Origin of the sequence: Mesorhizobium sp. B2-6-1 (genome assembly GCF_006440475.1) — a bacterium.
In the GTDB taxonomy this organism is placed as follows: Bacteria; Pseudomonadota; Alphaproteobacteria; order Rhizobiales; family Rhizobiaceae; genus Mesorhizobium.
This window is the reverse complement of the sequence record NZ_VFUH01000009.1, coordinates 24449-48385: the sequence shown is the minus strand read 5'-3', so window position 1 is coordinate 48385 and position 23937 is coordinate 24449. Positions and strand designations below refer to the sequence as shown.

Genomic DNA, 23937 nt, shown 5'->3' with positions numbered 1-23937 from the left:
CTTCCGCGCTTGTTCTAACCTGAACGCAGTTGAATGACGACAGATAGCGTTCCTTCGCGCCCCCGCCGCCCTGCCGGGCATCTCCCCACGAGCGGGGAGATTGGCTCCGTCTTCAACCGATTTGCATCTTCATCGCCCGCAATCTCCGCTTGATGCGTTTTGTGCAACGCGATACGCCGTTGCCCAAATCGACAGACCGGAGACTTGCCGTGAGCGCTGCCAAGACCAGAACCGAAACCGATACGTTCGGTCCCATCGAGGTCGCCGCCGACCGTTATTGGGGCGCGCAGGCGCAGCGTTCGCTCGGCAATTTCAAGATCGGTTGGGAAAAGCAGCCGGCATCCGTCGTGCGCGCGCTCGGCATCGTCAAGCGGGCGGCGGCGGAAGCCAATATGGAGCTGAAGCGGCTCGATCCGGCGATCGGCAAGGCGATCGTCGAAGCGTCTCAAGAAGTCATCGACGGCAAGCTCAACGACCATTTCCCGCTGGTGGTCTGGCAGACCGGCTCGGGTACGCAATCCAACATGAACGCCAACGAGGTGATCTCCAACCGGGCGATCGAGATGCTGGGCGGCGTCATGGGCTCCAAGAAGCCGGTGCACCCGAACGACCACGTCAATATGAGCCAGTCGTCGAACGACACCTACCCGACCGCCATGCACATCGCCTGCGCCGAACGCATCGTGCATGACCTGTTGCCGGCGCTGAAGCACCTGCACAAGGCGCTCGCCGCCAAGAGCAGAGAGTTCAACCATATCATCAAGATCGGCCGCACCCACACGCAGGACGCCACCCCGCTTACGCTGGGCCAGGAATTCTCGGGCTACGCCGCGCAGGTCGCTTCGTCGATCAAGCGCATCGAGCTGACGTTGCCCGGCCTGCAGGAACTGGCGCAGGGCGGCACCGCCGTCGGCACCGGCCTCAACGCGCCCGTCGGCTTCGCCGAGCTGGTGGCCGATCGCATCGCAGCCATCACCGGCATCGCCTTCGTCACAGCGCCGAACAAGTTCGAGGCGCTCGCCGCCCATGATTCCATGGTATTCTCGCACGGTGCCATCAACGCCGCTGCCGCCGCGCTGTTCAAGATCGCCAACGACATCCGCTTCCTCGGTTCCGGCCCGCGTTCGGGCCTTGGCGAATTGTCGCTGCCGGAAAACGAGCCTGGTTCCTCGATCATGCCGGGCAAGGTCAATCCGACGCAGTGCGAAGCGATGACCCAGGTCTGCGTGCAGGTGTTCGGCAACAATGCGGCGCTCACCTTTGCCGGCAGCCAAGGCCATTTCGAGCTCAACGTCTACAACCCGCTGATGGCCTACAACTTCCTGCAATCGGTGCAGTTGCTCGCCGACGCTTCGGTCTCCTTCACCGACAATTGCGTCGTCGGCATCGAGGCGCGCGAAGACAACATCAAGGCGGCCCTCGACCGCTCGCTGATGCTGGTGACGGCGCTTGCGCCCACCATCGGCTACGACAACGCCGCCAAGATCGCCAAGACCGCGCACAAGAACGGTACCACGCTGCGCGAGGAAGCGCTGGCCACCGGGCTGGTCAGCGAAGCCGATTACGATCGGATCGTGCGGCCGGAAGATATGACCCATCCTGGGTGAAGGCACTTTTTCGGCGGGAAAATATGCTCCCGCCACCGCATCGACCGGCACGAATTTCCGTTTTTCACCGGTTCACGGAAACGTATGTCCTGTGAACAATGTGTCGCCAGACAGGCGGCTTTGGTGAACAGTCAGCATGATCTATCTGACGGGCGATCAACCCCATTCGGAGAGCCACCATGTCCACCAACACTTCCTTCGCCGGCACCGGCACCGCGTCCAACAGTTCTGTCACGATCCTGCTCGGCCGCATCCTGCTCGCGGTCATTTTCCTGCTTTCCGGTTTCGGCAAGCTCAGCGCCCTTTCCGGCACCGCGGCCTATTTCGGCGGCCTCGGCCTGCCCTTGCCGACCGTGACGGCCATCGTCGTCGGCCTCATCGAACTGCTCGGCGGTCTGGCCATTCTCGTCGGCTTCCAGACCCGGATTGCCGCCTGGGTGCTGGCGATCTTCACCGTCGCCACGGCCCTGGTCGCCCACACCGGCTGGGCCGACCAGATGCAGATGATCAACTTCATGAAGAACCTGGCGATCACCGGCGGCTTCCTCGTGCTGGCTTCCTCAGGCGCCGGCGCCTATTCGGTCGACGCCAAGCGCGGCTGAACTTCCCTCCCCCGTCTTTGACAGCAGTGGCGCGGAATTTTCCGCGCCACTGTTTCGTTGTCGGTCCAGAAGCCTCAATTCAGCGCCCGGATTTGCCGGGGCATTGGTGGTAGGATCGATCGGTCCGGGGTGGGTAAAGGCCCAAACCGGCCAACCGACAACGGAGGTGACCATGCCTCGCAACGCACTGCTTCTGGCTTCGCGGCTGCTGCTTGCCGCGCTGTTCGTACCGTCAGGCTTCCATGCGCTCGCCGACATTGCCGGCACATCGGGCTATTTCGCCGGCCTTGGCCTGCCGCTCCCGGGGCTCGCCGCGTGGGGCACGGGCCTGTTCGAGCTGATCGCCGGACTGCTGATACTCATCGGCTTCCAGACCCGGATCGTGGCTCTGCTTTTGGCCGCCTTCTGCATCGTTGCCGGCTTCATCGGCCATTACGGCCAGGGCGCCGATGATGCGACGCTTGCCTTCTTGCACCAGCAGATGCTGATGAAGGACATCGCGATATCGGGCGGCTTTCTGGCGCTCGCCATGGCCGGCGCCGGCGCCTGGTCGGTCGACGGGCGGGCTGCTGTTTGATATCGCCTAAATCCAAGGGCAGGCCCGGAACCAACCAGACAAATGCCCCGGGTTGGACTCTCAATGCCCGAGCCAAGCCAACGCCCGTGTCAAGTCGACCCCCACTCCGTCGAGCTGCGCTCGACACCTCTCCCCCGATCGACGGGCGAGAGGTGGCTTGGCGAAGCCAAGACGGAGTGGGGGAAGCCGGTCTTCAAACACGAAGCCGCTGAACAAGTGGCGCGATTGAGTTGGTCAATATCGGCGTGGATCAGATAACTCACGCTCTGGTAGGCCGTACCTATTTCACCGAAACGCTCGGCCCACCCTCGACCGCCAGTACCAGGCGGCGGCCGGTAATTCGCGCCAGTTGCGCCAGGCGCCCGGCCGGGCGCTCGCCATAGAGATCTGCCAGCGATGCCGGCAAGACCAGCGCCAGCACGCCATTGCCGCGCTGCTCCCATTTCAGTCTCGGCATGACGCCGGGCATCGAGGCGGTCAGCAGGTAGACGACGCGCATCGATGCCGCCAGCACCCGCGCTCGCTCCAGATAGCGCGGTGTCGCCAGCGCCTTGATCTCGGGCGCGATGGCTTCGTTGAAGATGCCGTCGTGCCGATAAGCGTTGGCCATCGCCAGATAGGCGCGGCCAGGGTGGTCCACGCCGAAAAAGGAGGCGTGGGCGATGATGTTGAGCGATTGCTTGCCGCGATATTCGGGATGCGCGCGCCAACCGATGTCGGCCAGCAATGCCGCCGCGTGGCGGTAGCGCGCCTCGTCCTCGGTCTCGTCGATGCCGAAAGCGGCAAAGGTCTTGGCCGTCCAGTCGACGAGTTCATGCGCATGGGTGACCGAGCGCGAGCGCAGCCGGGCGAGTTCCTCCGATGCCGAGATCAGCGGATCGGCCTTCTGCTCGGCCTGGTCGAGCAGCGAATAGAGGAAGCCTTCGCGCACGCCGAGCGCCGAGACGATGATCTTCGACGGCTGCATCGCCGCCATGATCTCCTGCAGCACGATGGCACCGTAAGGCAGGAGCGAGCGGCGGTTCTTCGAAACGCCCTCGATGCCTTTGATCTTCTCGATCTCGCCTTTCGCCACTTGCCGCAGGAAATTGGCGGCACTTTCGACGCCGATCTCGTAGTGGTGCATGACGCCAAGCGGATAGTTGGTCATCTCCATGTGCAGCCGGGCGAGATTTCGCCAGGTGCCGCCGACGGCATAGAAAGGCCTGCCTTGCCCGCCTTTGAGCAGCTTCGCCCGCCCCAGCTCGTCGCGCACGATTTTCGCTGCCTGCGTGAGGGAGTTCTTGGCCATATCCTGGAGGCGCAGGCCGCCCAGCGGCAACGTTATGCCGTCGCCGATCGCTTCGCCATTGACGTCGACCAGTTCAAGGCTGCCGCCGCCGAGGTCACCCGCGATACCGTTGGCCGGATGAAAGCCGCAGATGACGCCGAGCGCGGAATAGTAGGCTTCCTCGCGGCCGCTGATCACGCGGATCTCGGTCTTGAGCACGTCTTCGGCGCGGTGGATGAAATCGGGGCCGTTGACGGCCTCGCGGGCAGCCGCGGTCGCCAGCACGTACATGTGCTCGGCGCCGGCCTGGTCGGAGAGCGCGCGGAAGCGGCGGAACTCCTCCATTGACCGTGTCACGCCCTCGGGGTCGAGCTTCCCCGTCGACACAATGCCGCGGCCGAGGCCCGCCAGCATCTTTTCGTTGAACAGCATGGTCGGCGAGCGCGCCAGCCCCTCATAGACGACAAGGCGGATCGAATTCGAGCCGATGTCGATGATGGACAGCGGTCGGCGATCCTGCAGCCGGCCCTGGGAATCGGACAGCATCAGGCGGCAGCGTTCTTCTTACGGCGCTTGAATTGCGCGATCCGCTTCGGCGCATGCGATTTCAGCGCATCACCCCGTCCCGACAGGCTCGGATTGGTCATGAAATATTCCTGTGCGTTGAACGGCTCCTCGCCCTCCTCGAGCACGACGCGCCGGGAGGTTCCATCAGCCAATACGTCGAAACTTTGCTGATTGTCCATGATGTTGCCGAGCATGATCTGGCCCAGCACCTGTTCATGCACAGTTGGGTTGGTGATCGGCACCATGGTCTCGACGCGGCGGTCGAGGTTGCGCGGCATGAGGTCGGCCGAGGAGATGTAGACGACGGCCTCGTCCGACGGCAGGCCGTGGCCATTGCCGAAGCAATAGATGCGGCTGTGCTCGAGGAAACGGCCGACAATCGACTTGACCCTGATGTTTTCCGACAGGCCCGGCACCTGCGGCCGCAGGCAGCATATGCCGCGCACGACCAGGTCGATCTCGACGCCCGCTCGGCTGGCGTCGTAGAGCGCGTCGATGATGATCGGATCGACAAGGGCGTTCATCTTCATCCAGATGCGTGCCGGCCGTCCCTCGAGTGCGTGGGCGACCTCATCGGAAATGTGCTGCAGGATACGGTTCCTCAGCGTGAAGGGCGAGATCGCCAGCCGCATTTCGGCGGTCGGCTCGGCATAGCCGGTGATGAAGTTGAAAAGCTGGGCGACATCGCGTGCGATCGTTGCATCGGTGGTGAAGAAGGACAGGTCGGTGTAGATGCGCGCGGTCACCGGATGGTAATTGCCGGTGCCCAGATGCACATAATTGCGCAGCTTGCCGTCCTCGCGCCGCACCACCAGCGACATCTTGGCGTGGGTCTTGAGCTCGAGGAAGCCGAACACGACCTGGACGCCGGCGCGCTCGAGGTCGCGCGCCCAGCGGATGTTGGCCTCCTCGTCGAAGCGAGCCTTGAGCTCGACCAGTGCCGTCACCGACTTGCCGGCCTCGGCGGCGTCGACCAGCGCACGCACGATCGGGCTGTCGTTGGAGGTTCGGTAAAGCGTCTGCTTGATCGCCACCACTTCCGGGTCGGCCATCGCCTGGCGCAGGAACTGCACCACGACGTCGAAGGATTCGTAGGGGTGGTGGACGATGATGTCCTTCTCGCGGATGGCGGCGAAGCAATCGCCGCCATGCTCGCGGATGCGCTCGGGGAAACGCGGATTGTAGGGCGTGAATTTGAGGTCGTCGCGGGCAACGGCGACGATCTCCGAAATCTGGCTGAGCGCCAGCGGGCCGGTCAGGACGCTGATGCGGCTCGACGAAACGCCGAGTTCGCCGGCGACGAATTCGCGCAGTTCGGCCGGCATGAGCATGTCGAACTCGATGCGAATGACGGAGCCGCGGCGGCGGCGCTTTAGCGCAGTCTCGAACAGGCGCACGAGATCTTCCGATTCCTCCTCGACCTCGATGTCGCTGTCGCGAATGATGCGGAACGTGCCGGAGCCCTTGACCTCGTAACCCGGGAACAACTTGCCGATGTAAAGGCCGACCGCCTCTTCCAGCGGGATGAAGCGGACATGGTGCTTGCGGTCCGGCAGGCGGATGAAGCGCTTCAGCGCCACCGGCAGGCGCAAGAGCGCGCTCATCTCCTCGCCGTTCTTGCGATGGCGAAGCTGCAGCGCCATAGAGAAGCCGAGATTGGGGATGAACGGGAATGGGTGCGCCGGGTCGATCGACAATGGCGTGAGAACAGGAAACACCTGGTCCTGGAAGTGCTCCTCCAGCCAGGCCTTCTCGTCCTTGGTCAGCGCGTCGCGGGTGATGCTCTCGATGCCTTCCTTGTTGAGCAGCACGGTCAGCGCCGAAAGGCTCTTCTGCTGGTCTTCCTGCAACCGTTCGACCTCGCGCAGCAGCTGTTCGAGCTGCTGTTCGGGGGTACGCCCGTCCGGACTTCTCAACACGATGCCTTCGCGAACCTGGCCGGCCAGGCCGGCGACGCGCACCATGAAGAACTCATCGAGATTGGCCGCGGAGATCGACAGGAAACGTACCCTCTCCAGCAGCGGATGGTTTGTGTTCTGCGATTCCTCGAGCACGCGGCGGTTGAACTGCAACCAGGAGAACTCGCGATTGACGAAACGATCCGGATTGCCTTCCGGGCTTGCCGCTTCCGCATTGATGAACTCGCTCTGGACCGGCTTCAGTTCGTTCATGGTTCCTGCTCTTCCCACGTCTGGTTGCTTCGCCGCTTTTTCGGGCGGCGCCCAGGCTGTTGCGCCTGGCTGCGATGCTCCAGCCGGTTAACCGGCTTAACTTATCCTCTGACAGGCTTTTGCGACAGTTTCATTTCATCGAACTTGCAAACAGACCGGTTATGATCCAAACGCTGAGCAGACTGCGCTAAAGGAGACGACGATGGCAGGCGGTTCCATTCCCCATTTCCAGAACGATGCGGGCCATCCGGCGATCGATATCGGAGTCAAGGAATTCATGTGCACCGGCGCCAACCCGCCTTTCGACCATCCGCATGTGTTTCTCGACATGGGCGACGACAATGAGAAGGTCTGCCCCTACTGCTCGACGCTCTACCGCTATTCGCCGAAGCTGACGGCGATGGAAACGCTGCCGGCCGGCTGCCTCTACATCGATCAGGCCGCCTGACCTCCAGCGGGCCGGGCCAATGGCAGACGCACAGTCCCGGCAAGTCATCATCGCCGGGGCGGGTATTGCCGGGCTGACCGCGGCACTGGCTTTCGCCGAGCGCGGCTATACCGTGCGGATCTTCGAACAGGCGCAGCGCCTCGAAGCGGCGGGCGCCGGCATCCAGCTTTCGCCCAACGCGACACGCATCCTGCGTGAGCTCGGCGTACTCGACGCACTTCTTCCCAATGCCGTCAGGCCGGAAGCCGTGGTGCTGAAGGATGCGGCAACCTTGGGCGAACTGGCGCGCGTGCCTCTTGGACGAGCAGGCGAGGCGCGCTGGGGTGCGCCCTACCTCGTGGCGCATCGAGCGGACCTGCAAAACGCGCTGATGGCGCGCGTGGCTGCCATGCCCGATGTTCATCTCACCACCGGCGCGCGCCTTGACAGCGTCACGATCAGCAGTTCAGGCATCACCGCGGCAGCCGATGTGGGTGGTAGGCTCGTCGCGGCGGAAGGTTTCCTTCTGGTCGGCGCCGATGGCGTCTCGTCGTCGGTGCGCGGACTTGCCGACCAAGGAAGGAAAAACAGGCTTGCGAAAAGCCACTTCTCCGGCGAACTGGCCTGGCGGGCAACCGTCAGCGCAGACAGTCCTGCCGGGCAAGCTTTTGCAGAGATCGGTGCGCCGGACTGCGTCACCACCTTCCTGCATCCCGGCTTTCACATGGTCGCCTATCCCGTCAGCAAGGGCAGCGCCATCAACCTCGTCGCTTTCACCAGGGGCGAGCGTATCGCCGAAGGCTGGTCCGGCCATGCCGATCCCGCAATCCTGGCCGGCGCCATGCGCCGCACCACGCCGGCGCTGGCAAGGCTTGCGGAGTTGGCCGGCCCTTGGGCGGCCTGGCCGGTCCATACGGTCGATCAGAAGCCGCCATGGGTAAGGTCGGGCCGCATCGCACTGGTCGGCGACGCGGCGCATGCCATGACGCCGTTCGCGGCACAGGGCGCCGCGATGGCCATCGAGGATGCCGCCACGCTTGCCGACGTCATGGCCGCCTCCCCTGCCGATCTCGCCGGAAGTCTTCAAATCTGGGAAGGCCTGCGCCGGCCGCGCGTCGCGAGAGTGGCACGTCGCGGCGCCCTCAACCGCCTTGCCTGGCATGCCTGGGGTCCGGTGGCGTTGGCGCGCAACCTTTTCCTGAAAATGCGGGCGCCGGAGAAGCTCGCCGCGGATTTGGACTGGCTTTATGGGTGGCGGGCCTAGAACTCGAACGAGGCGTTGGCGTTATCTGCGCGACCTACCAATTATACAGCCTCAACGACCACCCGAGCGAGACCGGCAACGGGTTCCACCAACCGGTGCGCAGGCCGGCGGTTCGCAAGGCGGCCGCGGTCCAGGTGTTGCAGCCGGCCAGCGCATTGAAATGGCCGTTCGCCTCATAGAAGCGGTCGAAATTGGAATAGGCGGCCCCTGCGATGACGATCGGCCCGCCTGGTCCTTGCTGAAAACTCGCATCGATGAAGTCGAGCAATGCCGCAAAGCGGTCTTCCGGGATGTCGAAACCGGCGACGTCGGGTCCGGAGATATTGCCGGCGACCTCGACATGCATCACTGAAGCGTCAAGCGTCAGGGCCTTGAATACGGGCATCGCCTTCAGCTGCGACCAGGTCGGCGTCTCCAGGTAGAAGGCGCGGCCGCCCCAGCCGAAGACGATGTAGCGCACCTCGGGCGCGTCGGAAGGCTGGCCGGCAGCGGCGAGGAAGCGAAAGCGCCGGCGCACGCCGTCATCGACGGGAATGGCGATGTCGGTGTGGATCGGATTGCTCAGCACCAGAATGTGCCTGGCGCCCTCGCCGGCCGCGGCAGCCGGCCAGAGTGGCCGCGGCACCAGCGTGCCGAGTGCCGCGACCAGCACCACCGCGGCAACCAGCACGGCCAGGAAACGAAGGCGTTTTCTCATCCGGGCATAGTTCTTGCGATTCCATCACGTTTCAATCGAAACGATCCGATCGGCCAAATATGAAAAAGCCCGACCGTGGCGCGGCCGGGCTCCTTCCATTTCGACGAAGCAGCGCTCAGTGCAATATCTGCGACAGGAACAGCTTCGTGCGCTCGTGGCGCGGGTGATCGAAGAACTCGGCCGGCGTGTTCTGCTCGACGATCTGGCCCTGATCCATGAAGATCACCCGGTTGGCGACTTTCCGCGCAAAGCCCATCTCGTGGGTGACGCACAGCATGGTCATGCCTTCCTCGGCAAGGCTAACCATGGTCTCCAGCACTTCCTTGATCATTTCCGGGTCGAGTGCCGAGGTCGGCTCATCGAACAGCATGATGCGCGGGTTCATGCACAGCGAACGGGCGATCGCCACGCGCTGCTGCTGACCGCCGGAGAGCTGGCCCGGATATTTGTTGGCCTGCTCGGGGATCTTGACGCGCTTGAGGAAATGCATGGCCATCTCCTCGGCCTGTTTCTTCGGGGTCTTGCGGACCCAGATCGGCGCCAGCGTGCAGTTCTCCAGGATGGTCAGGTGGGGGAACAGGTTGAAGTGCTGGAACACCATGCCGACCTCTCGGCGCACCTCGTCGATCTTCTTGAGATCGTTGGTCAATTCCTTGCCGTCGACGAAGATCTTGCCCTTCTGGTGTTCTTCGAGCCGGTTGATGCAGCGGATCATGGTGGACTTGCCGGAGCCGGACGGGCCGCAGATGACGATGCGCTCGCCGCGCATCACCTTGAGGTTGATGTCCTTCAGCACATGGAACTCGCCATACCATTTGTGCATGGCGATGATGTCGATGGCGACATCGGTGGTCGAGATGTGCATCTTCGCGGCATTGACCTTGATCTCTTCCGCGCTGACGGCGTTTTCGGTGGCCATGAACCAATCCCCTTTTTATCGTTTGTAACCGGTGTCGAGCCGGCGTTCCGTATACATTGAATAGCGCGACATGCCGAAGCAGAACAGCCAAAACACGAAGGCGGCGAACACGAGACCGGATTTCGCGGTCTGCGGCGTCGCCCAGTTGGCGTCCGAGAAGTTCTGCTTGACGACGCCGAGCAGGTCGAACATCGAAATGATGAGGACCAGGCTGGTGTCCTTGAACATGCCGATGAACGTGTTGACGATGCCGGGAATGACCAGCTTCAGCGCCTGCGGCAGCACGATCAGTCCCATCTTCTGCCAATAGCCGAGGCCGAGCGAATCGGCGCCCTCATATTGGCCCTTGGGGATCGCCTGCAGGCCGCCGCGCACCACTTCCGCCATATAGGCGGCGGCAAACAGCGACACGCCGATCAGAGCCCTCAGGTACTTGTCGAAGGTGACGCCGGCGGGCAGGAAAAGCGGCAGCATGACGCTGACGAAGAACAGCACTGTGATCAGCGGGATGCCGCGCACAGCTTCAATGAAGATGATGCACAGCATCTTGACGATCGGCATCTTGGAGCGCCGGCCGAGCGCCAGCACGGTGCCCAGCGGCAGCGACACGGCGATGCCGACGAAGGAGAGGCTGAGCGTGATCAGCAGTCCGCCCCACCGCGACGTCTCGACATGCGGCAGGCCGAACACGCCGCCGACCAGAAGGAAGAAGGCGACGATCGGCAGCACGAGGAAAAGCAGGATGGCGTTCAGGCCCTTGCGCGGCACGCTGGGGACCAGCATCGGCACCAGCAGCGCCGCGAACAGGATGGCGACCAGGATCGGCCGCCAGCGCTCCTCGACCGGATAGGTGCCGAACATGAACTGGCCGAACTTGGCGTTGACGAAGGCCCAGCAGGCGCCGCTCCAGCCATCGGGCTGGATGCCGCCCTGCGCCACTGTCGCGCAGACGGTCCGGTCCGGCCCGGTCCACTGGGCATTGATGAAGGCCCAGTTGATGACCTGCGGCAGGACCCAGGCGACGATGATGATGCCGAGTATCGTGAGAATGGTGTCGCCGACCGAACCGACGAGGTTCTTGCGGACCCAGGCATACAGGCCGCGCTCGCTGATCGGCGCCGCCTCCGCCAGGGCCATTTCGGTGCGCACCCAGGACATGTCGTGTTCCTGCATGGCCTACCTTTCCACCAACGCCATTCTGGCATTGACCACGTTCATCACGGCGGAGGTCACCAGGCTAAGTATGAGATAGGCGATCATCATGATCAGCACGCCCTCGACCGCCTGGCCGGTCTGGTTGAGCACCGTGCCGGCGGTCGCCGTCAGGTCCGGATAGCCGATGGCGATGGCCAGCGAGGAGTTCTTGGTCAGGTTGAGATACTGGCTGGTCAACGGCGGGATGACGATGCGCATGGCCTGCGGCACCACGACCAGCCGCAGGATCGATCCCGACCGCAGTCCAAGTGCCGCGGCGGCCTCGGTCTGGCCCTTGCTGACACCCCTGATGCCGGCACGCACGATCTCGGCGATGAAGGCCGCCGTGTAGCAGGACAGCGCCAGATAGAGCGACAGGAACTCCGGCTTGACCTGGAAGCCGCCGGTCAGGTTGAAGGTCGACTGTTTCGGAAAATCGAAGCTCAGCGGAAAGCCGCTCAGCGCGTAGGCGAGCAGCGGCAGGCCGACGATGAGCGCGACGGACGTCCAGAACACGGGAAACTGCTGACCCGTCGCCATCTGCCGCTGGCGCGCCTTGCGGGCGACGAACCAAGCCATGGCGATGCCCACGATGAGCGCCACGAATATCAGCCAGGAGCCCTCGGCCCAGACGGCGCGCGGAAAATAGAAGCCGCGCTGGTTGAGGAAGGAACCGAAGGGCAGGTTATAGCTCTCGCGCGGCGGCGGCAGCACGGCCAGCACGCCCGAATACCAGAAGAAGATGACCAGCAGCGGCGGGATGTTGCGGAAGATCTCGACATAGACCGTGCAGATCTTGCGGATCAGCCAATTCTGCGACAGCCGGCCGATGCCGATGACGAAACCGATAATGGTCGCGGTGACGATGCCGGCCACGGCGACGATGATGGTGTTGATCAGGCCGACAATGATGGCACGACCGTAGGTCGAATCGGACGTGTAGGCGATCGGCGTGTCCGAGATGTCGAATCCGGCGCGGCCCCTGAGGAAGCCGAAACCGGAGGCGATATGGAGACGCTGCAGATTGTCGATGACGTTCTGCACGATCCACCAGACGGAGCCGAACAGAACGACGATGACCAGCGTCTGGAAAAAGAGGCTGCGGACTTTCGGGTCGTTGATAAAGGACCCGCGATTTGTGTCCTCGCGAAGGATTTCCTGCGATGCCATCACCGTCCCCTGTGAAAGAGAAACCGGAAGGCAGATGGTTCTGCCTTCCGGATCACATTTCGATCAGCGGATCGGCGGAGCGTATTGCAGGCCGCCCTTGGTCCACAGCGCGTTGATGCCGCGAGCGATCTTCAGCGGGCTCCCCGAGCCGACATTGCGGTCGAACATTTCGCCGTAATTGCCGACCGCCTTGACGATGTTGACGACCCAGTCGTTGGAGACGCCGAGATCGGTGCCGATCTTGGTGTCGGCTTCCTGGCCGAGCACGCGTTTGATCTCAGGGCTGGCCGAGTTCTTCATCTCGTCGACATTGGCCTTGGTGATGCCGAGTTCCTCGGCATCGAGCAGCGCGAAATAGGTCCACTTGACGATATGGTACCACTGGTCGTCGCCCTGGCGCACTGCCGGTCCGAGCGGCTCCTTGGAGATGATCTCCGGCAGCACGACGTGATCGGCCGGCGCACCCAGCGTCAGGCGGATGCCGTAAAGGCCCGACTGGTCTGTGGTGTAGACGTCGCAGCGGCCGGCGTCATAGGCTGCGTTGACCTCTTCGAGCTTCTCGAAAACGACCGGATTGTACTCCATCTTGTTCGCCTTGAAGTAGTCGGCGAGGTTGAGCTCGGTGGTGGTGCCGCTCTGCACGCAGACGGCGGCGCCGGACAGCTGAAGCGCCGAATTGACGCCCGGCAGCTTCTTGGCGTTGATCATGAAGCCCTGGCCGTCATAGTAGGTGGTGCCGATGAAGTTCAGGCCAAGTGCCGTGTCGCGGTTAATGGTCCAGGTGGTGTTGCGCGACAGGATGTCGATCTCGCCCGACTGCAGCGCGGTGAAGCGCTCCTTGGCGCTGAGCGGCGTGAACTTGACCTTGGAGCCGTCACCGAAGACGGCGGCCGCCACGGCGCGGCAGAAATCGGCATCGATGCCTTGCCAGTCACCCTTGTCGTCCGGCGCCGAGAAGCCGGCCAGGCCCGTCGACACGCCGCACTGGATGAAGCCCTTCTGCTTGACCGTGTCGAGCGTGGTGGCTGAAGCCGTTGAAGCCACGGCTCCAAGCGCGGCGGCCCCAAGGATGCCGATTGCAATGTGTTTCATGACCCACAGACCCTTTTCTGTTTTCAGGCAAACCTGATCTTTTTTTCCCGCGTGAACGCAGCTTTCCGTTCCGGCCCATTTCCGGAACTCCGCATCGCAGTCGACGCGCCGCCTCCCATTCACGAACAGCATCGAAGGCGATAATTCCTGTGAGGTCAAGGAAAATGACCGAATTCAGATGGGTTTGAAAATCGTTTGCCGCAATTGCCTGAATCGCAGACAAACGCGCCCGCAATTTAGTCACAAGCGCGAATAAAGCCGGCGAAGCTCGCCCTACGCCAGGCTGCGCTCTGTCCGCAAAAAATCCATCCGCCCGATTACTCTGCGTTACTGTGCTCTGCCGGCCGGTTGCGTGCCGATGTCTGCGCCCTCTGGCTGGATCTGGGTCATGGTGAGGTGCGCTTTGCGCTATCAGGCGACGCATGCCGCTGCCGGCGGCGGGCTTTCTGGCCGCGGCATTACCGCTTGCAGTCGGCCTGCGGCGGCTCGGCAATTGGCACATTCGAAGTCGGGGTCCTGGCGAAAGCCGGCTGTTGCGCGGTCCATGTCGCCGCACTATGGCTAGCGGCTTACCAAAAAAGGCGACGACGAATGGCAAAAGACGGCAACGAGCCGGTGACTGGCAAAATGGGCATCAACACGCGGCTTGCCCATTCGGGCAACAACCCGCACGACTATTTCGGCTTCGTCAATCCGCCTGTCGTGCACGCCTCCACGGTGCTGTTCCGCAATGCCGCCTCGATGGCTGGACGGGACCAGAAATACACCTACGGCACGCGCGGCACACCGACCACCGACGCCTTGGCCCAGGCCATAGACGCGCTGGAGGGGTCGGCCGGCACGATCGTGGTCCCGTCGGGCCTGGCGGCGGTGACGGTGCCGCTGCTTGCCTTCGTTTCGGCGGGCGACCACCTGCTGATCGTCGACAGCGTCTATCATCCGACGCGCAACTTCGCCGACACGATGCTGAAGCGGCTCGGCGTCGAGGTCGAGTATTATGCTCCCGGCATCGGCGCGGGCATCGCCGCCTTGATCAAGCCGAACACCAAAGTGGTGTTCACGGAATCGCCGGCCTCAAACACGTTCGAGGTGCAGGACATACCAGCCATCGCCAAGGCCGCGCACGCCGCCGGTGCCATCGTCATGATGGACAATACCTGGGCGACGCCGCTTTATTTCCGTCCGCTCGACCATGGCGTCGACATCTCGATCCATGCGGCGACGAAATATCCCGCCGGCCATTCGGACGTGCTGCTGGGTACGGTGTCGGCCACCGAAGCCTGCTGGAAACAGCTGTATGAAAGCTTCTGCACGCTTGGCTGCTGCGCCGGACCCGACGACGTCTACCAGGTGCTGCGCGGCTTGCGCACCATGGGGGTGCGCCTCGATCACCATCAGCGCAGCGCGCTCGCCATCGCGGCATGGCTGGAGGGCCAGAAGGGCGTGGCGCGCGTGCTCCACCCTGGCCTTCCCAGCCATCCCGACCACGCGCTGTGGAAACGTGACTTTTCCGGCTCCAGCGGCATCTTCTCCATCGTGCTTGCCGGCGGCGGCCAGAAACAGCAGCACGCGTTCCTCGACGCATTGCGGATCTTCGGTCTCGGCTACTCCTGGGGCGGTTACGAGAGCCTTGCCGTGCCGGTCTGGCTCGGCGACCGCGTCGTTGCCAAGGGCCCCTATGAAGGGCCGTTGATTCGTCTCCAGATCGGCCTCGAGGATGTCGAGGACCTCATGACCGATATTCTTCGCGGGCTCACCGCCGCCGCAGCGGCCTGACGCGACCTCTCGGACCGATACCAGCAACGCCCGCAAGGCCTTGACGCGATTGAGCAAACGGGGGCCGCACGCGGCGCCCCGGTCCGGCCATGTTGGCAATATTATTCTCCCCATCCGCAGTTTTGCGGATTTGTTTGACTTCCAAATTGCCGGCTTCCGCTTCATTGCGGCAGCGGAAATCATTCCCCAGCCACCGCACCAAGAGCCTGCCCATGGCGTTCCGCCTCTTTGTTCCCATTCTTGCCGGCGCGACGCTGCGCGAACGCATCATCGCCTGCGTCGGTGCGATGATCGGCATTGCGCTGACTGGCGCGATCAGCGGACTCACACTGGGTAGCGGGCCACATGTGCCGCTGCTGGTGGCGCCAATGGGAGCATCGGCGGTGCTGTTGTTCGCGGTGCCCGCCAGCCCGCTGGCGCAGCCCTGGTCGATCATCGGCGGCAACACGATCTCGGCGCTTGTCGGCGTGATCGTGGTGCAATTCGTGCACCAGCCGGTGCTCGCCACCGGTATTGCGGTAGCGCTGGCGATTGCCGCAATGTCATTCACGCGCTGCCTGCATCCACCCGGGGGTGCGGCGGCATTGACCGCGGTGTTCGGCGGCCCAGCCGTGATCAGCGCCGGCTTCCTTTTTCCTTTCGTGCCGGTGGCGGTCAATTCGATGCTGCTGGTGGCGCTTGGCTACGGCTTCCACAAGCTGGCCCGGCGCAACTACCCGCACGTGCCGGCCCCGGCGCCGGTAAACAGTCACGGCACCATCGATCCGCCGGCGCAATTGCGTGTCGGTTTTCGCTCCGAGGACATCGACGCCGCGCTTGGAGCGCTCGACGAGACCTTCGACATCGATCGGGGCGATCTCGACCGGTTGCTGCGGCAGGTCGAATTGCAGGCCATGGTGCGCGAGCACGCGACGTTGCGGTGCCAAGACATCATGTCGCGCGACGTCATCTCGGTGGACGAGCACACGCCAGCCGCCGCTGCGCGCCAATTGCTGCTTGACCACAACATACGAACCTTGCCGGTGGTGGATGCCGAGGCAAGGCTGGCCGGAACCGTGGGCTTGCGGGAACTGACACTGGCGGCCGGCACGGTCGGAACCGTGATCTCGCCGGCGGCAACCGCAACTGCCGGCTCGAACGCCATGGCGCTGCTGCCAGTGCTGACCGACGGGCGCAGTCACGCCGTCATCATCGTCGACGATAAAAACCACATCCTCGGGCTGATCACGCAAACCGATCTGCTGGCCGCGACGGCGCGGATGCAAAACACCGGCACGGAGCCGGCCAAAGTGCTAGCATAGGTAGCCAGGCGATCGGCCCGGCGTGATTTTTCGGGAACCTTTTTTCGAAACCTGCATCCAATCTTTCGTGCAAGGATCGATGGAGGACACATGCCCGCGCTGACGGCAACATCAACAGCGACGGACGAGCTTCGGCTCGTGGCCCGCGCGCTCGCCCGCGACAGCGATGCCTTTCGCAAGATCATGAAGCTGAACAACCAGCGGCTCTACCGACTGGCGCGCGGCATGGTGCGCAACGACGGCGAGGCCGAGGACATCGTGCAGGAGGCCTATGTCAGGGCCTTTACCAATCTCGGCACCTATCGCGGCGATGCTTCGCTTTCCACCTGGCTGTCGCGCATCGTCATCAACGAGGCGCTCGGGCGGCTTCGCAAAGGACGGCGAACCGTGGCCATGCCTGAAAACCCGGAAGCGCAGATCATCCGGTTTCCCCTCAACCCAAGCGACGATCCGGAGCGGACGATGGCGCAGCGGCAGATCCTCGGGCTTGTCGAGCGGGCGACCGACAGCCTGCCCGACGCCTATCGCGCGGTTTTCGTGGCCCGCGTCATCGAGGGGCTGAGCATCGAGGAGACCGCCGACCTGCTCGGCGTGCGGCCCGAGACCGTCAAGACGAGACTGCACCGCGCCCGCGTTTTGCTGCGCAAGGCGCTGGACGACGAGATCGGGCCGGTGCTGCTCGACGCCTTTCCCTTCGCCGGCCGGCGCTGCGAGCGGCTGACGCAGGCCGTGATGAAACGGCTCGGATTCGACGGGTGATCTTTAAGGCCAGATCTTTCGCCGATTTGTCGGGAACGTTTCTGCGCCATCCTCATCCAATGAATGTCAACCCAGATGAAGCCCGCTGCCCAGCCTGTCGGGCGAAGGAGATGCCATGCTTATCCGACATACCACAGCGTTTGCCGCCCTCTTGCTGCTTGGCGCTGCCCCATTTGCGCAAGCTGCCGACAAGCCGACCGACCCGCAGATCGCCCACATCGCCTACACAGCCGACATGATCGACATCGAGGCGGCCAAGCAGGCAATCAAGAAATCCAAGAACAAGGAAGTCGTCGATTTCGCCAAGGACATGGAGCGCGACCACGAAGCGGTGAACAAGCAGGCGCTCGACCTGCTCAAGAAGCTCAAGGTGAAGCCGGAAGACAATGCCACCAGCCAGGCGCTGACCAAGGCGGCGAAAGAGGAACATGCCAAGCTCGCCAAGCTGAAAGGGGCTGCCTTCGACAAGGCCTATATCGAAAACGAGGTGGCCTACCACAAGCAGGTCAATGGAGCGCTCGAAACCCTGCTCATTCCGTCGGCCAGCAATGCCGAGCTGAAGAGCCTGCTCGAAACCGGCCTCAAAATCTTCCAGGGGCATGAGCAGCATGCCGAACATGTCGCCGGCATGTTGAAATGAAAGCGGCCGTGCTGATCCGACCGCTCCTTGCCTGGCTGGCGCTGGTGCTTGCCGCCGGCCCGGCGCCGGCCGCGACGATCGAGGTGACGATCGAGAAGCTCGTCTTCTCGCCCGCAAGCGTCGAGGCCAGGGTCGGCGACACGATCGAGTGGGTGAACAAGGACGCATTCGCCCACACGGCCACGGTGAAGGGCAGCTGGGAGGTGATGATGCCGCCGAAGGCGAAGGGAAAACTGACCCTCAAGACGGCGGGAGCGGTTGATTATTTCTGCCGCTTCCATCCCAACATGAAAGGCCGATTGGTAGTGGCGCCCTGAAAATCTGGGCCGGTGGCGGGACTTGGCCGCAAATACCAAGCCCCGTCACTCCGGAGCACCCGTCACTCCGGAGCAATTGAGCACGGAACAGTCGCGCCAGGGATCAGAGCGCCAGCCATGCCGTGCCAGCCGCCAGCGTCAGCAGCGTCAATGGCAGGCCGACTTTGAAGAAAGCGCCGAACGACAGCGACGTGCCGGCGGCGCGCGCCTGCTCGGCAACGATCAGATTGGCGACCGAGCCCAGGAGCGTGAAATTGCCGGCCAGCGTCGAACTCATGGCGACGACCAGCCAGGCGCGCTCGGGGTTTTCCAGGCCGGGGATGAAGGGCCGCAGCGCCAGCACGGCCGGCACGTTGCTCATTATGTTGGAGAGCAAGGCGGTGAAGCCCGACAGGCGCCAGACGTCGTCCAGCCCGAGGTTCTTGGCCGATGCGACGATGTCCGGTGTCAGCAGCGTTCTTTCGGCGCCGGCAACCACGATGAACAGGCCGGCGAACATGAACAGCAATGGCCCGTCGATTTCGCGATAGATGCGCTCTGGTTTGATGGCGCGGGTGAGCAGGAGGATGGCGCCGCCGATGAGCGCCGCCTTGGCGACAGGCACACCGGCGAAGAAGGCAACGGCCAGTCCGATGCAAACCACCACCGCTTTCAGCACCTGGCGGCGATGCATGCGGCCGCGCGAGACCTGTGGCGTCAATTCGCCGTTGCGCGCGAATTCGGTGCGGTAGACGATGCGAACAATGGCGATGACCGCGACGAGACCGAACAGGGCAACCGGAGCCAGAGCCGCTGAAAAGGCCGGATAGGAGATGCCCGACAGCGCACCGATGACCATGTTTTGCGGATTGCCGGTGATGGTGGCGACACTGCCGCAATTTGACGCGGTGGCGGTCGCGATGAGGTAAGGAACCGGATTGCGTTTGATGGCGCGGGTGACGTGAACGACGATCGGCGCCATGACAAGACAGATGGCGTCATTGACCAGGAAGGCCGACAGCAGGCCGGTCAGCAGGGTCACCATAACCAAAAGCATGAACGGCGCATGCGCATGCTCGATCGCGATGGCACCGAGGCCGCGAAAGGCGCCCGAGACCTTCAGATGCGCCACTACGATCATCATGCCGAGCAAAAGCGTGATGGTGTCGAAATTGATGGCGCGGTAGGCATCCTCCAGGCTGATCGCCCCGATGGCTATCATCGCGGCCCCGCCGAGCAGTGCGATCCCCGCCCGATCGAGGCGCAGGCCTGGTATGCGGCCGACGGCGACGCCGGCATAGGTCAGGACCAGGATCAGCAGTGCCGCCGCGCCCATCAATGTCATGCGAAGAAGGCCCTGCCCGATGCATTCAGCCCCGGCCGGAGCTGTGGCCACCACCTTTAGCGGGCGGCGCGCAAAGCGAAAATACCTTCTGCGTGATGGCTGCAGAAATCCCCAGCGACGCGCCCCCGGCGCCGGTGGCTGGCCGGATCCGCCTCAATGAACCGTGATTGTCGCGGCTGGCGGCGTTTGCTGGGAAACCATCGGATCGAAACTGACCTGGTCGCGTCCATTTGACTTGGCGGCATAGAGCCGCCTGTCGGCTGCCGAGAATATCTCCTCATAGGTGGTCGGCCCGTTAAAGGCGGTACCGCCAATGCTGACGGAAAGCGGACAGGACCGGCCGCCCGGCGAAAATTCCACCTCGCGAATTCGCCGGCGGATGCTTTCGGCAACCAGCCAGGATTGCGAGGGATCGACGCCGGGAAGAAACACGCCGAATTCCTCGCCGCCGATGCGGCCGACGATGTCGGTGCCGCGGAGCTGATCCTTGATCGTCTGCGCGATCAGTTTGAGCGCCTGGTCGCCGCAGTCATGCCCAAGCCGGTCATTGATCGATTTGAAGTGATCGGCGTCGATGATCAGCAGCGCACCGGAATTGGCCGACGCCTGTTTGCGGACCTGTTCGAGATAGGCTTCGACCAGCATGGAGAAAGCGCCGCGGTTGAGCACCGCCGTCAGGCTGTCGGTGGCGGCAACGACGGTGAGATCGCGCTGGGCAATGGCCAACTGGCGTATCTTCCACATCAGGAAGAAGAGAAACGATCCACCCAGCACCAGGGGCAACAGAATGTCGGTCAGCTGAGCCCGCCACACAGCTTCGGGCGAAAGATACGGGAAATTGAACGAATCGACGAAAAACGCCACGCCAATGAAGAACGCCGTGCCGGCGGCGGTGACGGCGATCACCCTGCCCCAACTCGTCGGCGACAGGTCGAGCTTCATCTCTTCAACTCCGTTAGCCGCGTCTACTATGACGCGCCAACGCAAACAAAACGATAAGACTTTCCCTCCAATTCGACGGCAGAGGTTGCAGGGTTACGGCCGCCGGACCGGCGGCCGCCTCCGGCCTGCGTCTCGAAGATTTGTCCGGATGATCGATCCGGACCTACGACAGGAGGGTCCTGCCGTCAGCCGTTGGGCGCCGATTCGCCCAGCGTCTCTGCAACAAAGGATGCCGCGATCAGATCGTCGGCATCCAGGCCTAGAGAGCCTTCGCCCGCTCCCATGATGGCGGCAACCTTATGGAAGGTCTTCAGCTCATGGTCGGAAATCCGGGCGGTTTGCATCTTGGCTTTGAGCTCGGCGATACGTCGCCCCAAGGCGGGCGACGTTCCAATTTCACGTTTCGACATGACGCGGTTTTCTCCTTCCCCAACCCATGCTTGTTTTGCCCGCCATTCGCAGCCCGAATGCTTACTTTTATGAGGGACCGCGAATACAAGGCCCCGAACGCGTGATCGTTACGAAGGTTCCCGCGCGACAAGGTCACGAAATAATACGGAAAGGGCGCCGCGGCGGCGGCGTGCCGCCGTCGCGCCGGCAAGCGCATTCGTGAAGACGAGAAGGGATGAAAAGTTCCGACCGGATTCCTGCCCGCGTTGAAATTTCTCACGTCCAGAGCAGCTAAGCCGTTGAAATTATTGGCGATCCCGACAGGATTCGAACCTGTGACCATCGGCTTAGAAGGCCGGTGCTCTATCCAGCTGAGCTACGGGACCGCTGGCCGGCTCGGAGCCGGTAAGATGTCTGCGCTGGCGCCCGCCCGGGCTTTGCCGGTCAATGCGTCCAGGGCGTCCTGCGGTCATAGCGGAAATTTTCCGCATAGGAAATCTGGCGGCGCTTGGGCTCTTTCGGCTCCTCGACGCGGTAGGCGAGCCCTTCCTTCTCGGCATAGGCCACGGCCTCTTCACGCGTGTCGAAGGTCAGCTTGATCTGGCTCCTCATGTCGCCGGAAGTGGTGTAGCCCATCAGCGGGTCGATTTTCTTGCGCATCTCGGGATCGAATTCCAGCACCCAGTGGCCGGTCTTGGCCGTGCCGGACTGCATCGCGGTTTTGGCTGGACTGAAAATGCGCGCGGACATGACCACCTCATTGCTGTGCAAGGCAGCATGGCCGCCTCTTCGCCCGTCATTACTGCGCAATGCCGACGGCGGCAAGGTTTTTGCACCCGCAGGTTTTTGCACTTGCCATGGAACACTGAAATGAATAGGCAACAGACCGTTCGGAGTGTAGCGCAGCCTGGTAGCGCATCTGGTTTGGGACCAGAGGGTCGGGAGTTCGAATCTCTCCACTCCGACCACCTTTCACCGAAAAGGCAATCGAGAGCCGCTGGCGCCTGCGAATGGCAATGTGTCGGGTGCAGAATGGGGCTGTCGGCAATCTCCGCGCGCGTCCAGTGGTCTTTGCTGCTGCATGTCACGGTCGCAACAAAAAGCCGCGGACGGCAAAGTTGCCTGCTCCACCGCATCGACTATTGTGAGCCGGAACACGGCACGGTGTGGGGCGACAGATGCCCATCGGACATCGACGGTCTCCGCTAAAGCCTCACGGAGGAACCATGAGCGACAGTTGGACACCCACCCGTCTCGGCGCAGGGCGGCATTCGGCATGACGACGGAAACCGCCACGGGCGGCACGGAGACAAAATTCAGACAGCCGCCAGCCGGAACCGGGATCGCGGTCGATCTCGATGGAGTGACCATAGATTTCGCATTGGCGGCCGGGCGAAGCTTCCAGGCGGTCGCCCGCGCCGATCTGAAAGTCGGCGACCAGGAATTCGTGGCGATCATTGGGCCGACGGGCTGCGGCAAGTCAACGCTGCTGAATGCCGGCGCAGGGCTTCTCGAGCCTTCGGCAGGCAGCGTCCGTGTGTTCGGCGCCCCGCTTCGCGGTCTCAACAGACAGGCTGGCTACCTCTTCCAGCAGGATGCATTGATGCCCTGGAAGACCGCTCTGGACAATGTGGCCATCGGGCTGGAAGTGGCAGGCGTGCCCTCTTCCGAAGCAAAGGAACGCGCGCGAGCATGGCTCGGACGCGTCGGCCTGGCTGCTTTCTGCGAGCGCTACCCTCACATGCTTTCAGGCGGCCAGAAAAAGCGCGTTGCTCTTGCGCAGGTGCTGATCCGCGACCCCAAGATCATCCTCATGGACGAACCCTTCGGACCGCTCGACGCACAGACGCGGCTGATCATGGGCGGCCTTTTGCTCAAGCTGTGGTCGGACGACCGCAAGGCGGTGATGTTCGTCACCCACGACCTCGAGGAAGCAATCGCGCTGGCTGATCGCGTGGTGGTGATGTCAGCCGGTCCCTCGGCACGCATCATCGGCGACTTTCCAATCCCGCTGGCGCGTCCACGCGATATTTCGGAAATCAGGCTGGAACCGCGCTTCCAGGAATTGCATCGCGACATCTGGCACATGCTGAAGAAGGAAGTGCTCAAGGCTTACGGCGAGATTGAAGAAGGAGCGATCCGATGAAAAGGACGACGCTGCTTTTCGCACAGCTAACCGTGGCCGTCATCGTCATCGCGCTCTGGCAGGCAGCGTCGACGACGCACCTGATCGGCGATCCGAACAATATTTCCTTCTTCTTCTCGACCCCGTTGGCGGTGGCAGGCCAGATATGGAAGTGGTTTGCCACCGGGACGATCTGGCATCATCTGTGGATCACGCTGTGGGAGTCCATGCTGGCCTTCGCCATCGGCTCGCTGGCAGCGATCGCGATCGGCTTCTGGTTTGCCCGCAAGCCAAGACTTGCGGCCGTCTTCGATCCCTATGTAAAGGCGGCCAATGCGCTTCCCCGCGTCGTGCTGGCGCCGATCTTCACGCTTTGGTTTGGCCTCGGCATCTGGTCCAAGGTTGCCTTGGGCGTGACGCTGGTTTTCTTCATCGTCTTCTTCAATGTCTACCAGGGCGTGAAGGAGGTGAACACGACGGTGCTGGCCAATGCCCGAATGCTCGGCATGAACGAACGGCAATTGCTGCGCCACGTCTATATGCCATCGGCATTGTCCTGGGTGTTTTCATCGCTCCATATCTCCGTCGGATTTGCCGTGGTCGGCGCCGTGGTCGGCGAATATCTCGGTGCGGCCGGGGGACTAGGCTATCTGATACAGCAGGCCGAAGGCGTTTTCGACGTAGCGGGCGTCTTTGCCGGAATGTTCGTCCTCGCCGCTTTTGTGCTCTTGATCGACTGGATCGTCACGCTGGTCGAAAAGCGGCTGCTTGTCTGGCGGCCTGAATTCTCGAAACCAGGCCGATAG

23 protein-coding genes and 2 tRNA genes are annotated in these 23937 nt (G+C 63.0%); 13 read left to right on the top strand and 12 right to left on the bottom strand.

Annotated elements, in window-relative coordinates; genetic code table 11:
- Window positions 1-209: 209 nt before the first annotated feature.
- The 3 genes from fumC (at window position 210) to FJ443_RS18930 (ending at window position 2786) form a co-directional block, all read left to right on the top strand.
- The gene (gene fumC / locus FJ443_RS18940) at window positions 210-1607 is read left to right on the top strand and encodes a class II fumarate hydratase (RefSeq protein ID WP_140665354.1); all 1398 of its coding nucleotides are present in this window, start codon (window positions 210-212) and stop codon (window positions 1605-1607) included.
- Between the two features lie 179 nt (window positions 1608-1786).
- A complete protein-coding gene (locus tag FJ443_RS18935; RefSeq protein ID WP_140494302.1) occupies window positions 1787-2209 on the top strand; it encodes a DoxX family protein in 423 nt (140 codons plus the stop codon).
- Between the two features lie 172 nt (window positions 2210-2381).
- The gene (locus FJ443_RS18930) at window positions 2382-2786 is read left to right on the top strand and encodes a DoxX family protein (protein ID WP_140494304.1); all 405 of its coding nucleotides are present in this window, start codon (window positions 2382-2384) and stop codon (window positions 2784-2786) included.
- Between the two features lie 280 nt (window positions 2787-3066).
- Here the strand turns inward: FJ443_RS18930 and ppx are convergent, their stop codons facing one another.
- Both ppx and FJ443_RS18915 read right to left on the bottom strand, forming a co-directional pair.
- Window positions 3067-4602, bottom strand: a complete 1536-nt coding sequence (gene ppx / locus FJ443_RS18920) for an exopolyphosphatase (RefSeq protein ID WP_140515513.1) — start codon at window positions 4600-4602, stop codon at window positions 3067-3069.
- Window positions 4602-6794, bottom strand: a complete 2193-nt coding sequence (locus FJ443_RS18915; RefSeq protein ID WP_140494308.1) for an RNA degradosome polyphosphate kinase — start codon at window positions 6792-6794, stop codon at window positions 4602-4604. The genes ppx and FJ443_RS18915 overlap by 1 nt, the downstream gene beginning before the upstream one ends.
- A 202-nt stretch (window positions 6795-6996) precedes the next feature.
- Between FJ443_RS18915 and FJ443_RS18910 the strand changes: the two genes are divergently transcribed.
- On the top strand, window positions 6997-7242 hold the full coding sequence (locus tag FJ443_RS18910; protein ID WP_140494310.1) for a zinc-finger domain-containing protein: 246 nt from the start codon (window positions 6997-6999) through the stop codon (window positions 7240-7242).
- Between the two features lie 19 nt (window positions 7243-7261).
- A complete protein-coding gene (locus tag FJ443_RS18905) occupies window positions 7262-8485 on the top strand; it encodes an FAD-dependent monooxygenase (RefSeq protein WP_140665351.1) in 1224 nt (407 codons plus the stop codon).
- Between the two features lie 34 nt (window positions 8486-8519).
- Here FJ443_RS18905 and FJ443_RS18900 read toward each other — a convergent pair whose 3' ends face one another.
- From FJ443_RS18900 to FJ443_RS18880, 5 genes are all read right to left on the bottom strand, one after another.
- The gene (locus FJ443_RS18900; protein ID WP_140665348.1) at window positions 8520-9182 is read right to left on the bottom strand and encodes a TIGR02117 family protein; all 663 of its coding nucleotides are present in this window, start codon (window positions 9180-9182) and stop codon (window positions 8520-8522) included.
- A gap of 115 nt (window positions 9183-9297) precedes the next feature.
- Window positions 9298-10101 carry an amino acid ABC transporter ATP-binding protein gene (locus FJ443_RS18895; RefSeq protein ID WP_140494315.1) on the bottom strand — a complete coding sequence of 268 codons (804 nt, stop codon included), beginning with the start codon at window positions 10099-10101 and terminating at the stop codon, window positions 9298-9300.
- Window positions 10102-10116: 15 nt separating this feature from the next.
- On the bottom strand, window positions 10117-11274 hold the full coding sequence (locus FJ443_RS18890; protein WP_140565096.1) for an amino acid ABC transporter permease: 1158 nt from the start codon (window positions 11272-11274) through the stop codon (window positions 10117-10119).
- Between the two features lie 3 nt (window positions 11275-11277).
- Window positions 11278-12465 carry an amino acid ABC transporter permease gene (locus tag FJ443_RS18885; protein WP_140656239.1) on the bottom strand — a complete coding sequence of 396 codons (1188 nt, stop codon included), beginning with the start codon at window positions 12463-12465 and terminating at the stop codon, window positions 11278-11280.
- Between the two features lie 63 nt (window positions 12466-12528).
- Window positions 12529-13557: an amino acid ABC transporter substrate-binding protein gene (locus FJ443_RS18880; RefSeq protein ID WP_140494320.1), complete on the bottom strand. Its 1029-nt coding sequence runs from the start codon at window positions 13555-13557 to the stop codon at window positions 12529-12531.
- Between the two features lie 591 nt (window positions 13558-14148).
- On the opposite strand from FJ443_RS18880, the gene FJ443_RS18875 reads away from it, so the two are divergent.
- From FJ443_RS18875 to FJ443_RS18855, 5 genes are all read left to right on the top strand, one after another.
- Window positions 14149-15333, top strand: a complete 1185-nt coding sequence (locus tag FJ443_RS18875) for a cystathionine beta-lyase (RefSeq protein WP_140515505.1) — start codon at window positions 14149-14151, stop codon at window positions 15331-15333.
- A gap of 212 nt (window positions 15334-15545) precedes the next feature.
- On the top strand, window positions 15546-16634 hold the full coding sequence (locus FJ443_RS18870) for an HPP family protein (protein WP_140494324.1): 1089 nt from the start codon (window positions 15546-15548) through the stop codon (window positions 16632-16634).
- Between the two features lie 90 nt (window positions 16635-16724).
- Window positions 16725-17393, top strand: coding sequence for an RNA polymerase sigma factor (locus FJ443_RS18865; RefSeq protein ID WP_140521609.1), 669 nt, complete (start codon window positions 16725-16727; stop codon window positions 17391-17393).
- A gap of 115 nt (window positions 17394-17508) precedes the next feature.
- On the top strand, window positions 17509-18033 hold the full coding sequence (locus tag FJ443_RS18860; RefSeq protein ID WP_140521607.1) for a DUF4142 domain-containing protein: 525 nt from the start codon (window positions 17509-17511) through the stop codon (window positions 18031-18033).
- Window positions 18030-18350 carry a cupredoxin family copper-binding protein gene (locus FJ443_RS18855; RefSeq protein ID WP_140521605.1) on the top strand — a complete coding sequence of 107 codons (321 nt, stop codon included), beginning with the start codon at window positions 18030-18032 and terminating at the stop codon, window positions 18348-18350. The genes FJ443_RS18860 and FJ443_RS18855 overlap by 4 nt, the downstream gene beginning before the upstream one ends.
- 103 nt (window positions 18351-18453) lie before the next feature.
- Here FJ443_RS18855 and FJ443_RS18850 read toward each other — a convergent pair whose 3' ends face one another.
- The 5 genes from FJ443_RS18850 to FJ443_RS18830 all read right to left on the bottom strand — a co-directional run bounded on the left by FJ443_RS18850 (window position 18454) and on the right by FJ443_RS18830 (window position 21756).
- Entirely contained in the window at window positions 18454-19674 is a 1221-nt protein-coding gene (locus tag FJ443_RS18850) for an anion transporter (RefSeq protein ID WP_140656247.1), read from the bottom strand.
- A gap of 153 nt (window positions 19675-19827) precedes the next feature.
- The gene (locus tag FJ443_RS18845) at window positions 19828-20616 is read right to left on the bottom strand and encodes a GGDEF domain-containing protein (RefSeq protein WP_140494334.1); all 789 of its coding nucleotides are present in this window, start codon (window positions 20614-20616) and stop codon (window positions 19828-19830) included.
- 185 nt (window positions 20617-20801) lie between these two features.
- On the bottom strand, window positions 20802-21026 hold the full coding sequence (locus FJ443_RS18840; protein WP_140494336.1) for a hypothetical protein: 225 nt from the start codon (window positions 21024-21026) through the stop codon (window positions 20802-20804).
- A 289-nt stretch (window positions 21027-21315) separates the two neighbouring features.
- Window positions 21316-21392 (bottom strand) — tRNA-Arg (locus tag FJ443_RS18835).
- A gap of 58 nt (window positions 21393-21450) precedes the next feature.
- On the bottom strand, window positions 21451-21756 hold the full coding sequence (locus FJ443_RS18830; RefSeq protein ID WP_140494338.1) for an ETC complex I subunit: 306 nt from the start codon (window positions 21754-21756) through the stop codon (window positions 21451-21453).
- Between the two features lie 141 nt (window positions 21757-21897).
- On the opposite strand from FJ443_RS18830, the gene FJ443_RS18825 reads away from it, so the two are divergent.
- The 3 genes from FJ443_RS18825 (at window position 21898) to FJ443_RS18815 (ending at window position 23937) form a co-directional block, all read left to right on the top strand.
- Window positions 21898-21974 (top strand) — tRNA-Pro (locus FJ443_RS18825).
- A gap of 308 nt (window positions 21975-22282) precedes the next feature.
- A complete protein-coding gene (locus FJ443_RS18820; protein WP_140494340.1) occupies window positions 22283-23152 on the top strand; it encodes an ABC transporter ATP-binding protein in 870 nt (289 codons plus the stop codon).
- Entirely contained in the window at window positions 23149-23937 is a 789-nt protein-coding gene (locus FJ443_RS18815; RefSeq protein ID WP_140665345.1) for an ABC transporter permease, read from the top strand. The genes FJ443_RS18820 and FJ443_RS18815 overlap by 4 nt, the downstream gene beginning before the upstream one ends.

Coding starts and splice junctions, on each gene's coding strand:
- FJ443_RS18935 (WP_140494302.1), top strand. CDS start 1,787: ATGTCCACCAACACTTCCTTCGCCGGCACCGGCACCGCGTCCAACAGT.
- FJ443_RS18930 (WP_140494304.1), top strand. CDS start 2,382: ATGCCTCGCAACGCACTGCTTCTGGCTTCGCGGCTGCTGCTTGCCGCG.
- ppx (WP_140515513.1), bottom strand. CDS start 4,602: ATGCTGTCCGATTCCCAGGGCCGGCTGCAGGATCGCCGACCGCTGTCC.
- FJ443_RS18915 (WP_140494308.1), bottom strand. CDS start 6,794: ATGAACGAACTGAAGCCGGTCCAGAGCGAGTTCATCAATGCGGAAGCG.
- FJ443_RS18910 (WP_140494310.1), top strand. CDS start 6,997: ATGGCAGGCGGTTCCATTCCCCATTTCCAGAACGATGCGGGCCATCCG.
- FJ443_RS18905 (WP_140665351.1), top strand. CDS start 7,262: ATGGCAGACGCACAGTCCCGGCAAGTCATCATCGCCGGGGCGGGTATT.
- FJ443_RS18900 (WP_140665348.1), bottom strand. CDS start 9,182: ATGAGAAAACGCCTTCGTTTCCTGGCCGTGCTGGTTGCCGCGGTGGTG.
- FJ443_RS18895 (WP_140494315.1), bottom strand. CDS start 10,101: ATGGCCACCGAAAACGCCGTCAGCGCGGAAGAGATCAAGGTCAATGCC.
- FJ443_RS18890 (WP_140565096.1), bottom strand. CDS start 11,274: ATGCAGGAACACGACATGTCCTGGGTGCGCACCGAAATGGCCCTGGCG.
- FJ443_RS18885 (WP_140656239.1), bottom strand. CDS start 12,465: ATGGCATCGCAGGAAATCCTTCGCGAGGACACAAATCGCGGGTCCTTT.
- FJ443_RS18880 (WP_140494320.1), bottom strand. CDS start 13,557: ATGAAACACATTGCAATCGGCATCCTTGGGGCCGCCGCGCTTGGAGCC.
- FJ443_RS18875 (WP_140515505.1), top strand. CDS start 14,149: ATGGCAAAAGACGGCAACGAGCCGGTGACTGGCAAAATGGGCATCAAC.
- FJ443_RS18870 (WP_140494324.1), top strand. CDS start 15,546: ATGGCGTTCCGCCTCTTTGTTCCCATTCTTGCCGGCGCGACGCTGCGC.
- FJ443_RS18865 (WP_140521609.1), top strand. CDS start 16,725: ATGCCCGCGCTGACGGCAACATCAACAGCGACGGACGAGCTTCGGCTC.
- FJ443_RS18860 (WP_140521607.1), top strand. CDS start 17,509: ATGCTTATCCGACATACCACAGCGTTTGCCGCCCTCTTGCTGCTTGGC.
- FJ443_RS18855 (WP_140521605.1), top strand. CDS start 18,030: ATGAAAGCGGCCGTGCTGATCCGACCGCTCCTTGCCTGGCTGGCGCTG.
- FJ443_RS18850 (WP_140656247.1), bottom strand. CDS start 19,674: ATGACATTGATGGGCGCGGCGGCACTGCTGATCCTGGTCCTGACCTAT.
- FJ443_RS18845 (WP_140494334.1), bottom strand. CDS start 20,616: ATGAAGCTCGACCTGTCGCCGACGAGTTGGGGCAGGGTGATCGCCGTC.
- FJ443_RS18840 (WP_140494336.1), bottom strand. CDS start 21,026: ATGTCGAAACGTGAAATTGGAACGTCGCCCGCCTTGGGGCGACGTATC.
- FJ443_RS18830 (WP_140494338.1), bottom strand. CDS start 21,756: ATGTCCGCGCGCATTTTCAGTCCAGCCAAAACCGCGATGCAGTCCGGC.
- FJ443_RS18820 (WP_140494340.1), top strand. CDS start 22,283: ATGACGACGGAAACCGCCACGGGCGGCACGGAGACAAAATTCAGACAG.
- FJ443_RS18815 (WP_140665345.1), top strand. CDS start 23,149: ATGAAAAGGACGACGCTGCTTTTCGCACAGCTAACCGTGGCCGTCATC.